General features: G+C 73.9%; 6 protein-coding genes. All 6 read right to left on the bottom strand.

Annotated features, from left to right (window positions below; translation table 11 throughout):
• Positions 1-86: 86 nt before the first annotated feature.
• Positions 87-1,811: a serine/threonine-protein kinase gene (locus ACH4NX_RS15080; protein ID WP_398127112.1), complete on the bottom strand. Its 1,725-nt coding sequence runs from the start codon at positions 1,809-1,811 to the stop codon at positions 87-89.
• Between the two features lie 92 nt (positions 1,812-1,903).
• Positions 1,904-3,121: a serine/threonine-protein kinase gene (locus ACH4NX_RS15075; RefSeq protein WP_351399615.1), complete on the bottom strand. Its 1,218-nt coding sequence runs from the start codon at positions 3,119-3,121 to the stop codon at positions 1,904-1,906.
• Between the two features lie 116 nt (positions 3,122-3,237).
• Entirely contained in the window at positions 3,238-5,034 is a 1,797-nt protein-coding gene (locus ACH4NX_RS15070) for a protein kinase (RefSeq protein ID WP_398127111.1), read from the bottom strand.
• A gap of 145 nt (positions 5,035-5,179) precedes the next feature.
• Positions 5,180-7,912, bottom strand: coding sequence for a protein kinase (locus ACH4NX_RS15065; protein ID WP_398127110.1), 2,733 nt, complete (start codon positions 7,910-7,912; stop codon positions 5,180-5,182).
• Between the two features lie 153 nt (positions 7,913-8,065).
• A complete protein-coding gene (locus tag ACH4NX_RS15060) occupies positions 8,066-10,195 on the bottom strand; it encodes a serine/threonine-protein kinase (RefSeq protein ID WP_398127175.1) in 2,130 nt (709 codons plus the stop codon).
• Positions 10,196-10,366: 171 nt separating this feature from the next.
• Positions 10,367-12,073 (bottom strand): glycerol-3-phosphate dehydrogenase/oxidase, encoded by a 1,707-nt coding sequence (locus ACH4NX_RS15055; protein ID WP_398127109.1) that lies wholly within the window; start codon positions 12,071-12,073, stop codon positions 10,367-10,369.
• Between the last annotated feature and the right edge of the window lie 84 nt (positions 12,074-12,157).

Below are 12,157 nucleotides of genomic sequence, written 5' to 3'. Positions count from 1 at the left end.
AATCGGGATTCACCGAGTGCTCACACAACGCCAGTGATCGCTGGCAACAAACCCGCTGATCAGCGCGTTACGGGGCGAGGCTGCCCTCAGGAATTCCCGACCTCCCAGTTGGCGACCACCGTCCGGGCGATCTCGCGTCCCTCGTCGGCGAAGTAGCCGCTACCGGGGTAGTCGATCGAGACCCGGTAGTTGTCGCCGTTCTCGGCCGTGTAGTAGAGCACGTGGTACTCGCGGTCCCGCGGGTTCTGCGAGTCCGTGGTCGTGTACTCGACGGTGTTCTCGGCGGCCTTGTCGCCCTTGTACTCGGCCTCGACCGGTTCACCCTTGGGAGCGGGGGTGGTCGCGATGTCCTGGGAGTAGTCGCCGTCCTTGAGCCTGTCCCAGTCCGCCCAGGCGTGGGCGCTCGCGGTGGCGGGGAATTCGCCGTCCTCGTCGTCGGCCTTGATGTCCCGGTCCACGTGGACGACGACCATCCCGCTCGGGTCGGTGAACGTCTCGTTGGTGCCGTCCCAGTCGTCGGCGTGCTTCTTCGGCTTCACGAAGTCGGCCGGCACCGCGACGCTCATGCCCGCCTTGCCGGGGAGTTCGTGCTTCTTCCAGCCCTCCGGCAGGGGCCCGGCGAAGGGGGCCGCGACCACCAGGTACGACGCCACCGCCGCCGCGACGACCACCGCGCCGAGGGTGATCCAGGCGTTGCGGCCCAGCCGGACGCTCCACCTGGACCCCGGCCCGGACGGTCCGTGCCCCTCGGCGACCCGTACGACCTGGGTGGGCGCCGGCGCCGGCGGGTTCGCGGCGGCGTCCAGCAGGGCCCGGACCCGGGCGGCGTCCGGGCGGCGCGCCGGGTCCTTGTCCAGCAGGCCCGTGATGACCTCGGCCAGCGGCCCCCGCGCCGAGGCGGGCGGCGCGGGCGCGGCGTTGAGCACGGACTGGAGCGTGGCGGGGGTGTTGCTGCGGCGGAACGGCGAGACGCCCTCCGTCGCCGCGTACAGCACCACGCCCAGCGACCACAGGTCGCTCGCCGGGCCGGGGCGCTGGCCCAGCACCCGTTCCGGGGCGATGTACTCGGGCGAGCCGACGAAGCCGCCGGTGTCGGTCAGGCTGGTCTCGCCCTCGATCTGGGCGATGCCGAAGTCGGTGAGGACGACGCGGTCGTGCCGGCCGAGCAGTACGTTGTCCGGTTTCACGTCCCGGTGCAGGATGCCGGCCGCGTGCGCGGCCTCCAGCGCGCCGAGCACCTCCAGGCCGACCCTGGCCGCTTCGCGCGCGTCCAGCGTGCCCTCCTGCAACGCGTCGCCCAGCGTGCGGCCCCGCACCAGCTCCATCACGATCCACGGCTGGTCGTCCACCACGGCCACGTCGTGCACGTTGACCACGGCGGGGTGGTCGAGCCGGGCCGCGGCGCGCGCCTCGCGGCGCATCCGTTCGAAGGCGTTGTCCCGTTCGCGTTCGGGGAGGTGGTCGGGTACGCGGGGCTCCTTGACGGCGACCTCGCGGTCCACGGTCTCGTCCTTGGCCCGCCACACCGTGCCCATGCCGCCGTGCCCGAGCTTGGCGACCAGCCGGTAGCGGCCGGCGATGAGCCGATCGGCACCCGGGTCCCGCGTGGGCGACTCCGCGGGCCCGGGCCGCGACGCCGACGGGGACGGGAACGCCGACTGCGGCGACGGTGACGACTGGGGCGGCACCACCTGGGTGGGTGCCGCGTACGGGTTGCCGGGATGCGGCACGGCGACGGGTGGATTCGGTGGTTGCAGGCCAAAACTCGTCGGCTCGTCCGACCCGTTGCGGGGTCCCCCGTTGCTGCTCATGGGTCCATCCATATCGCGCCGGGCGCGTCCGTATCCACCACCCGTGGCGCGCGGTCACAGACCCGTGACGCGCGCTGCCGCTTATCTCCTGTTTAGGTGTGTTGCGGGGGCTCCGACGGGGGCGCGGACACGAAGGAAGCTCCCGAGGACACGTCGGAGGAGGCGTCGCGAGACACCCCGGAGGAGACCCCGGACGGTGACGTCGGCGCTGTCGTCTGCTCCGTCGTCTGCTCTCCGGTCTGCTCCGCTGTCGGCTGTTCCGCTGTCGGCTGTTCCGCTGTCGGCTCCGTCGTCGGCGTCACGGGTGCCGAACTCGTCGGCGTACCGCCCCCGCCCCCGCTTCCGTCGCCGTCCGCGAGCAGTGCCGCCGCCGTGACACCCGCGCCCGCCGCCGCGACGACCAGCAGGACCGCCATGAGCACGCCCCGCGTCACGCGCCGGGGCTCGCCGCTGCCGGGCGGCGCGGGCGTACGGCCCGTGGACAGGAAGGCACGCAGCATCCGTTCCGCCTCCGCCGCGTCCAGCCGCCGTTCCGGGTCGCGTTCCAGCAGGCCCCGTACGACCGGGAGGAGGGGCCCGGCCTGCGCGGGCGGGTGGATCTCCTCGGTGACCACGGCGTGCAGGACACCGCCCAGCGAGTCCCGGTGGAAGGGCGAGGCACCGCTGAGGACCGCGCACAGCAGCACGCCCAGCGACCACAGGTCCGACTCCGGCCCGGTCCCGGCGCCGGACATCCGTTCGGGGGCGGTGTACTCGGGAGAGCCGACGAAGGAGCCGGTCTCGGTGAGGGTGGTGGCGCCCGCGACCTGCGCCACGCCGAAGTCGGTGAGGACGACCCGGCCGTCCTCGGCCACCAGCACGTTCGACGGCTTCACGTCCCGGTGCAGGATGCCGGCCGCGTGAGCGGTGCCCAGGGCGTCGAGCAGGGCGATGCCGATCCGGGCCGCCTCCGTGGCGTCGACCGGTCCCTGGCCGAGGACGCGGTCGGCGAGCGAGCCGCCGTCGACCAGCTCCATGACCATGTACGCGCGTTCGTCGTCCTCGACGACGTCGTGCACGACGATGACATGAGGGTGTCTCAGCTGGGCCACCGCGCGGGCCTCGCGCAGGGTGCGCTCACGGCGCCGCCGGGCCTCGGCCGCCGAGAGGGTCTCGTCGAGGGGGAGCACCTTCACGGCCACCTCGCGCGCGAGCAGTTGGTCGGTCGCCCGCCACACGATGCCCATGCCGCCGCGGCCGAGCCGCTCATGGAGCTGGTAACGGCCCGCGATGACACGCCCGCCCGCCCCCTCGGTCATCATGCGTTCCATGATGCCCCACCGGACGGGGCGGCTCCGGGCCGCCGCGACCCGGGTGGCCGACAACCGACGGGCGCCCGGACGCGGCCGCGACGGCTTCCGGCCGTCGCACGGCGCGGTTCGGACGGTCAGGCGGTCTTCTCCTGCCAGCTCTGCAACACCGTCCGGAACTGCTGCCGCGTGGTCTCCCAGTCCTCGACGGGCCCCGCCATGAAGATGACGTACTCGACGCCGTCCCGGGACATGTACGTCTCCTCGACGGCGCGGCGCGGACCGGGGAACTCGGTGTCCTTCGGCAGCGCGGTCCAGGTGTACTCCCAGCGGGCGCTGTCGTGGTCGCGGTAGGTGGTCCGTTCCAGGCCGACACGCCGGTAGTCGACCAGGCGCTGCTGGAGCTGCAGATCGAGGTCGAGCTGGTGGGCGTACGGGTCGCTGTAGTCGGGAGCGGTGTCGACGGCGATGCGTACGAAGTGGTTCCCGTTGTCGGGGGTGTAGTCGATCTGCTGGAGCTCGCCGTCCTCGTCGAACGGCACCCGCTGCCAGTCCTCGGGCAGGTAGAGGCTGAAACCCACCGGGTCGTCCCGGCGGACCCAGCCGGCCGGGACGGAACCGCCGGGGTTCTTGCCGGAGGTGGCGGAGGCGGAGGGAGACGGGGACGCGGACGGGGATTCGGTGGTGCCCGGACCCGCCTCCGTGCCGCTCCGGCCCCGCTGTTGCAGCAGCACTGCGGTGCCCGCGCCGATGAGGGCGGCGACGGCGACGATCAGGACGAGCGTGCGCAGGCGGCGTCGCCGGGAGCGTTGCGGGGTGCCTCCGGTCGGCGGATGTCCCGCCGGTGTGTGGCCCATCGGCACGGTGCCGCCCGTCGCGTGCCCCATCGGTGGGTGACCCATCGGCGCGGTGCCGCCCACCGGTGGATGGCCCATGGCCGTGGAGCCGACCGCCGTGGGGCCGCCCGCCGGAGGGCCGACCGACGTGGGGCCGGTCATCGGCTGGTACGGCGTCGCGGTGGTCCCGCCCGCCGGACCCGGTGCCCCGGGGCGGGGCGTGTCGCTCTGCCCCCGTGAGCCCGAGTACCGCGTCGGCACGTACGCCTGGGCCGCGTTCGACCGCCGTCCCTCCGCCGCCTCCGCGAGCATCTGCTCGGTCTCGGTCACGTCGGGCCGCGTGGCCGGATCCTTGCGCAACAGCGCGCTGATGACGGGCCCGAGCGCTCCGGCGTACCGGGGCTCGGTGGCCTCCTCCTCGACGACCGCCTGCATGGTGGTGAGCGGTGAGGTGCGGCGGAACGGCGACCTGCCCTCCACCGCCGTGTACAGCGTGGCGCCGAGCGCCCACAGGTCGGAGGCGGGGCCGGGGTCGTGGCCGCGCACCCGTTCGGGCGCGAGGTAGTCGACGGAGCCGACGACCTCTCCGGTCCGGGTGATGGTGGAGTCGCCCTCGATCTGCGCGATGCCGAAGTCGGTGAGCAGCACCCGGCCGTCGTCGGCGAGCAGTACGTTGCCGGGCTTGACGTCGCGGTGCAGGACGCCGGCGGTGTGCGCGGCGCGCAGGGCCCGCAGTACCCACAGTCCGACACGGGCCGCCTCACGCGGCTCGACCCGCTCGTCCTCCTTGACCGCGTCGGCCAGCGAGCGGCCCTCGACCAGCTCCATCACGATCCAGGGCCGGCCGTCGTGTTCGAGTACGTCGTGCACGGTGACGACGGCCGAGTGGTTGATCCGCGCCGCCGCGCGCGCCTCGCCCCGGGTGCGCGTCAGCAGGATCGCCTGGTCGCTCTCGGAGACGTAGAGCGCGGCGGTCAACTCCTTGATGGCGACGGTCCGGTGCAGCACTTCGTCGTGCGCGCGCCACACCCGGCCCATGCCGCCGCTGCCGATGGTCTCGCCGAGCCGGTAACGGCCCGCGACGAGCCGGCCCTGCATCTGATTCACGTTGCCCCGCAATGCTCTTGTCAGGGCCAGACTAGGGACCGAGCCCCGCTCGGGGAACGGGTGGGGTGCCCTGGAAACCGCTCTGTGACGGTTGTCGCTTTCCGTGACAGGAGGCAACCATCGGGCCGAACTGCCCTCAGCCCGTGTACTGGTAGGTCGTCGAGGCCTGTTCGAACAACCGGGTCACCTCTTCCCGCTCCGCCTCCGGGCCGCGCATCTGCACCACGTGGTAGCGCCCGTCGATCAGCGTCGCGACGTTGCGCACGTACAGCTCGCCCCCGTCGGCGGCGGTCCAGGTGAACTGCCCCTCCGCCATGGTCCGTCCGCCGACCTCTATGGTCTTCAGACCGCTGGAGGTGGCCCAGCTGGAGGCGCGGTACGACTCCAGCTCGGGTTCGCCGTCGCGCTGGTAGACCATCGGGTCGTCCCCGAACTCGGACGCGCGGTCCCGGCCCGGTACGACGATGAGCTCGAAGTCGCCCTTGGCGTAGACGACCTGGCCGCTGCCGTTGCGGGGCGTGCGGTCCCAGCCCTCGGCGACGGCGACGCTGAAGCCCTCGGCGTCCTTGCGCAGCGTGAACCCGTCGGCGACGTCGGGGTCGTTGGTCTGCGTCTCGGTGGAGCCGGTCTCCGACTGCGAGGCACTGGGGTCGGACTTGGGGGACGTCTGCTCCGGCCGGGGCTCGCCGCTGACGTCCGGGGACCCGTCGGGCGGCGCCGGGCTCGCCTCGCCCGCGGCGCCCGTCCGGTCGGTGGCGCCGGTGCCGCTCGTGTCGCCCTTCGGCATGAGGAACATCGCGTAGGCGACGGCTCCGGCCAGGGCGAGCAGTATCAGCAGGAGCAGTGTCCGGCCGAGGCTGCGCGGCGAACGGGACGTCTCCTGTCTGCCCCGCTTGTGCCGTCCGTGGTGCGCGGGCAGCCCGGCGCGCCGCCTGCGCACCAGCTCGCCCCGGCGGCGCACGATGGGCAGCCGGCCGGTCTCGGCGGGCGGGGCCGAGATGACGTGCAGGCCGGCCTCCGGTTCGGGCGCGGACCGCACCAGCGAGCGCAGCCAGCCGCTCAGTTCCTCGAAGTCGATGCGTTCGGTGGGGTCCTGACGCAGCAGCGACTCCACGACCGGCCGCAGCGGTCCGCACTCCTCGGCGAACGCCGGCGGCTCCGCGCACACGATCTGCACCAGCTCGGCGGTCGACTCCTCCGGGTAGGGCGCGTGCCCCTGTACGGCGCGGAAGAGCAGCGCGCCCAGCGCCCACAGGTCGGTGGCGGGTCCGATGGGGGCGGCGAGCTGCCAGTTCTCGTGCACCGGACCGGCCTGTTCCGGCGCCCAGCGCTCGGTCACCGGCCCGACCACGGCCATCCGCGTCTGGCGTGCCCGTTCGGCGGCGAGTGCGGTGGCCGGACCGCGCGACGCGGGGGTGCGGGCCATCAGGTCGTCCCAGTGCCCGGCGGTCGGCCCGGGGCCCTCGGCGGTGGGCGCGGAGGGGGAGGAAGGGCCGGTGGAGGTGGTGGGGGTGACGGAGGTGGTGGTGATGGGGGCGGGGGTGGTGGGGGCCGGGTCGCCGGTGGGGCGAGGTGTGGCTCCGTGCCAGGAGGTCGTACGTACGCCGTAGGGGTCGTCGATCTGCCCGGGCGGCGCGGCTCCGTGGCCGGCCGCCTCGGTGGGCTGCGCGCCGAAGGAGGGCGTGCCGGGGGTGCGGGACCGCTGGGCGGTGTCGGTGGCGCCGTCGGGGGCGGGGCGGGCGCCGGGCAGGGCCGCGCGGCCGTTCTGCGCCTCCTGGACGCGGGCGGCCGCCCTGGCGCCGGCGCGGTAGGCGGCGATCGCCCCGGCGCGCGCGGCGCGAGCGTCTCCACCGGCGTCGGACGGCGCGGGGGCGAGCCCGGCGGGGCCGCCCGGCCGCTGGGCACCGGTCACCGGCAACCCGCCCACGGACCGCGCCTCGATGGCGGCCCGCCGGGCGGCCTCGGGATCGGCGCCGCCCGGGCCCGGAATGCCGGTCCGCACACCCCCGGGAGCGGTGACTCCGGGACCCGCACCCAGCGGGCCGGGAAGCCGGATACCCGCACCGCCGGAGCCGGGAAGCCCAGCCCCAGCCCCAGTCCGAGCGCCACCCCCCGCACCCCCCGCACCACCAGGACCACCAGGACCACCAGGACCGAGGACCCCGCTCTCCGCGCCACCGCCCCGGCCGAAGGTCCCGTCAGGGGCGACCGCGGTGCTCCGGTCCTCCTCGCCCTCGGGGGCGGGGACCGGGTCGTAGCCGCACAGCGCCTCCTCCGCCGCCCCGACCGCCAGGCCGGTCAGCATCACGCGCCCGTCGTCGCAGACGAGCACCGTGCGCGCGGTGATGTTGCGGTGCACCCAGCCGTACGAGTGCAGCACCCGCAGGGCCAGGAGGACGTCGGAGGCCACCTCGGCCGCCCGGTACGGCGTCAGCGGCTGCTCGGCGAGCAGGGCGGCCAGCGGCCTGGCCGCCACCAGTTCGCTGACGATCCACAGCGAACCGCCCTCGGCGAACACGTCGAAGACCTGGTCCAGACGCGGATGGTCGGGGACGGCGGCCGCGGCCTGTGCCGCCTCGACGGCACGACGCACCACCGGGTCGACGGGCCGCCGGGTGCCACCGCGCGCGTCCGACGGCCGCCTCCCGGGGTGCCGGACGCCGCCGTCCCGGGCCGTGAAGCCCTCGGGCAGGCCGTCCGCGTCGAGCACCTCGGCCTCGACGACCTCCGGCAACGGCACCTGGCGGACCAGGACTTCCTGCCCGCTGTAGGTGTCGAAGGCCCGGCTCTCGGTGAGTTCGTACTCGTCGGACGGCGGCAGGGGAAGGCGGTAGCGGTCGGCGAGCACCCGTCCCGCATAGTCGTCCACGTCGCCACCCCCGGCAGCCCGTCGGTCAATTCCGTTCGCCCGGCGGGCCGTTCCGGCTGCGTACGGTTCGCAAGCACTCACGATACGTGCCGGAGGCAACCCACAAAGAGGGGATGCCAGATATCGGGCCGCTCAAACCCGGGGCCCGCGGGTTCAGGACTTGGACTGGAAGGTCTTCGTCAGGGTCCGCCAGGCGTCCCGGCGCAGGTCACTGTCCCAGTCGGCGGCCTTCGCCGTGTACATGAGCGCGTAGCCCTGGTGGTCGTTGACGACGAAGCCCCGGTCCACGGTGCGGTACTTGGTGCCGCCGTCCGTGTAGGTGAACTCCCAGTCGGCCGCGTTCCAGCCGCGGTAGCCGACCTTCTCTATGCGGATCTTCTTGTACTGGGAGCGGACCATGTACCGCTCCTGGTTCTTCCAGTCCGCGACCGGGTCGCCCTTGGGCGTGGACGTCCAGGCGACGAGCAGCTTCTGCCCCTGGGGACCGGTGAACCGGTCGCCCGCGGAGCCCGTGGACTGGTACTTCCAGCCCTCGGGCAGTCCGATGCTGTAGCCCTGTTTGCCCTGGTGGGTGGCGGCCGCGCCCTCGTCGTCGCCGGACTCTTCGGCGTCGTCGTCATCGTCCGGAGCGGATCCGGCCCCGGCGTCGCCGGAGGCGCTCGCTCCGGAGCCCGGGGACCCGTCCGCCGCCGGATCCGAGGCGGAACCGTCGGTACCGGTCCCGCTCTCCTCGTCCTGCCCGGTGTCGCCGCTCGTGGTGGCGGAGGCGACGGCCTTGTCACCGCTTCCGCCCGTGGCCCCGTTCTCGTCGTCGCCGCCGAGGGTGAGGGCCAGCACGGTGCCGAGGACGGCGAGCGCCACGACCACGGCGATGATCACCAGCGTCCGGCGCGGCACCACGTCGGTGAGCGGCGCCCGGCGCACGGGCCGGGGCGGCAGGTCCGGCGGCGGTACGACGGGCCAGCCGGAACTCCGGGCGCCCGCCGGCGCGTTCGACGCACCGGGCTGCGCACCCGCTCCCGCACCGGAGCCCGCACCCGTCACCGGCGCGGCGGCCCCGGGCCCACGCGAGGCGGCGGCGGAACCCTTCCCCGCGGAAGCCCGGGCGGCGGAGGCCCCGGCGGATCCGGCCGGTCCGGAGCTTCCGGCGGCACCAGCGGGTCCGGCGGCACCAGCGGATCCGGTGGCACCCGGCACGGCCCGGTCGGCCCCGCCCTGCTTGGTACGGGAGGCAGCCGCGGCACCGGCCGTGCCCGCCCCGACGGCGGCCTTGCGCACGGAGCGCAGCGCCCCGCGCAGCCGCACCCCGGCCTCCTCGCCCCGCTTGCCCCCGGCGCCCGCCGAACCGCCCCGGCGTGTCCGCTCGTCCGGCTGCGGCGGCAGCGGCACCACCTTGGTGGCGTCGGCCGGTTCGGTCTCGGCCGCCCTGTCCGGGGCGTGGATGACCTTGTTGAGCATCGCGCGGGCACCGGCGTCGTCGAGCCGCTGGGCGGGGTCCTTGTTGAGCAGCCCGAAGATGACGTCCCGCAGCGGGCCGGCGTTCTTCGGCTCCTCCAGGTTCTCCGTCATCACCGCGGTCAGCGTCGCGATCGCGGAGCCCTTGTCGTAGGGCGGGGAGCCCTCCACCGCCGCGTACAGCAGCCCGCCGAGCGACCACAGGTCGGCGGCCGGTCCCGGCTTGTGGCCGCGGGCCCGCTCCGGGGAGATGTAGGAGGGGGCGCCGACGAGCATGCCGGTGGAGGTGATGGACGGGTCGCCCTCCACCTGGGCGATGCCGAAGTCGGTGAGGACGACCCGGCCGTCCTCGGCGATCAGTACGTTCGACGGCTTCACGTCGCGGTGCAGGATGCCCTCGCGGTGCGCGGAGCGCAGGACGTCGAGGACGGCGAGGCCGACCTCCGCCGCGCGCTTCGGCTCCAGCAGACCGTCCTCACGGATGGCCTCGGCGAGCGACTTGCCCTCGACGAGTTCCATCACGATCCACGGCCGGTCGTCCTCCTCGACCACATCGAAGACCGTCACGGCGCTGTTGTTGCGGATCCGCGCGATCGCCTTGGCCTCGCGCAGCGTGCGCGTGATCAGGCGCCGCTTCTCCTCCTCGTCGATGTTCCCCGGAAACCGCAGCTCCTTGACGGCGACCGTGCGTCCCAGGGTCTCGTCCTCTGCCCGCCACACCGTCCCCATGCCGCCGCGGCCGAGCACGTCTCCCAGCCGGTACCGCCCGGCGAGGAGACGTGCGCTCTTGTCCGTACGGGATGTCCCCGCCCGCTCCGCCTCCGACATGCGTCCCCTCATGCAACCCGCCCTGACAGAGCCTTCATTGTCCCTCACCCGACAAGTGCTCGACGCCCAGGGTGCCTCTGGCGCCGAGCGGGCGGGAGGCGGGTGACACGGCAGGGTGACCCTGCGTCACACCCGCCCCGGCGGCCCCTGTCGCGGTCCCTGTCGCGTGCCCTATCGCGGGACGATGTCCGGCGCTCCCAGGCGGGCCGCGTCGGCCGTCAGGTCGTCCGGCTGACGCTGCGACTCGCGCTCGGCCTCCACCCGCTTCTCGTAGTGCTGGACCTCCCGTTCGACCCGGTCCTTGCCCCAGCCCAGCACCGGGGCCATCAGTTCGGCGGCCTCGCGGGCGCTGCGCGTGCCCCGGTCGAAGGTCTCGATGGAGATGCGGGTGCGCCGGGTCAGTACGTCGTCCAGGTGCCGCGCGCCCTCGTGGGAGGCGGCGTAGACGACCTCGGCGCGCAGGTAGTCGTCGGCGGCGTGCAGCGGTTCGCCGAGGGAGGGGTTCTCGGCGATGAGCTCCAGCACCTCCTCCGCCATGGCGCCGTACCGGTTCAGCAGGTGCTCGACACGGACGACGTGCAGTCCGGTGCGCGCGGCGACCCGCGCCCGCGCGTTCCACAGCGCGCGGTAGCCCTCGGCGCCGAGCAGCGGCGTGTCCTCGGTGACGCAGTCCGCGACCCGCAGGTCGAGCCCGTGCACCGTCTCGTCGACGGCGTCCTTGGCCATCACCCGGTACGTCGTGTACTTGCCGCCCGCCACGACGACGAGCCCGGGCACCGGGTGCGCGACGGTGTGCTCGCGCGACAGCTTGCTGGTGGCGTCCGACTCGCCGGCCAGCAGCGGGCGCAGACCGGCGTACACGCCCTCGACGTCGTCGCGGGTGAGCGGTACGGACAGCACGGCGTTGACGTGTTCCAGCAGGTAGTCGATGTCCGCGCTGGAGGCGGCCGGGTGGGCCTTGTCCAGGTCCCAGCCGGTGTCCGTGGTGCCGATGATCCAGTGCCGGCCCCAGGGGATGACGAAGAGCACGGACTTCTCGGTGCGCAGGATCAGACCGGTGCTGGAGTGGATGCGGTCCTTGGGCACGACCAGGTGGATGCCCTTGGAGGCGCGGACGTGGAACTGACCGCGCTCGCCCACCATCGACTGGGTGTCGTCGGTCCACACCCCGGTCGCGTTCACGATCTGCTTGGCGTGGATCTCGTACTCGCCGCCCGCCTCGACGTCCTGGACGCGCGCGCCGACCACACGCTCGCCCTCGCGCAGGAAGGAGGTCACGCGCGCACGGTTGGCGACCGGGGCGCCGTACGCCGCCGCGGTGCGCACCAGCGTGGCCACGAAGCGGGCGTCGTCCATCTGGGCGTCGTAGTACTGGAGCGCGCCGACCAGCGCGTCCTTCTTCAAGGCGGGTGCCACGCGCAGGGCGTGACCGCGGCTCAGGTGACGGTGCATCGGCAGGCCCCGGCCGTGTCCGCGGGCCATCGACATGGCGTCGTAGAGCGCCACGCCCGACCCGGCGTACAGCCGCTCCCACCCCTTGTGCCGCAAGGGGTACAGGAACGGCACGGGCTTCACCAGATGCGGCGCGAGCCGCTCCAGCAACAGCCCGCGCTCCTTGAGCGCCTCCCGTACGAGCGCGAAGTCGAGCATCTCCAGATAGCGCAGGCCGCCGTGGATCAGCTTGCTGGACCTGCTGGAGGTGCCCGACGCCCAGTCCCGTGCCTCGACCAGGCCGGTGGACAGCCCGCGCGTCACCGCGTCGAGGGCGGTGCCCGCGCCCACCACTCCCGCGCCCACCACCAGTACGTCAAGCTCGCGCTCGGCCATGGCCGCGAGTGACTCGGCGCGCTGCGCCGGCCCCAGGGTCGCTGTCCTCACTGCTGCCTCCCGCTGTCGGTCGCGTCGGCCGCACCCGTCGGGGCGAAGCCCGGTTCCTGGTACCCACCATGCCCAGATTCTGAC

The organism is Streptomyces sp. NPDC017225 (assembly GCF_044331465.1).
Lineage (GTDB): Bacteria > Actinomycetota > Actinomycetes > Streptomycetales > Streptomycetaceae > Streptomyces.
This window is presented reverse-complemented; position numbering and strand designations above follow the sequence as displayed.

Bases quoted from the DNA above. Each gene is read 5' to 3' on its own strand.
- ACH4NX_RS15080 (WP_398127112.1), bottom strand. From the start codon at position 1,811: ATGAGCAGCAACGGGGGACCCCGCAACGGGTCGGACGAGCCGACGAGT.
- ACH4NX_RS15075 (WP_351399615.1), bottom strand. From the start codon at position 3,121: ATGGAACGCATGATGACCGAGGGGGCGGGCGGGCGTGTCATCGCGGGC.
- ACH4NX_RS15070 (WP_398127111.1), bottom strand. From the start codon at position 5,034: ATGCAGGGCCGGCTCGTCGCGGGCCGTTACCGGCTCGGCGAGACCATC.
- ACH4NX_RS15060 (WP_398127175.1), bottom strand. From the start codon at position 10,195: ATGTCGGAGGCGGAGCGGGCGGGGACATCCCGTACGGACAAGAGCGCA.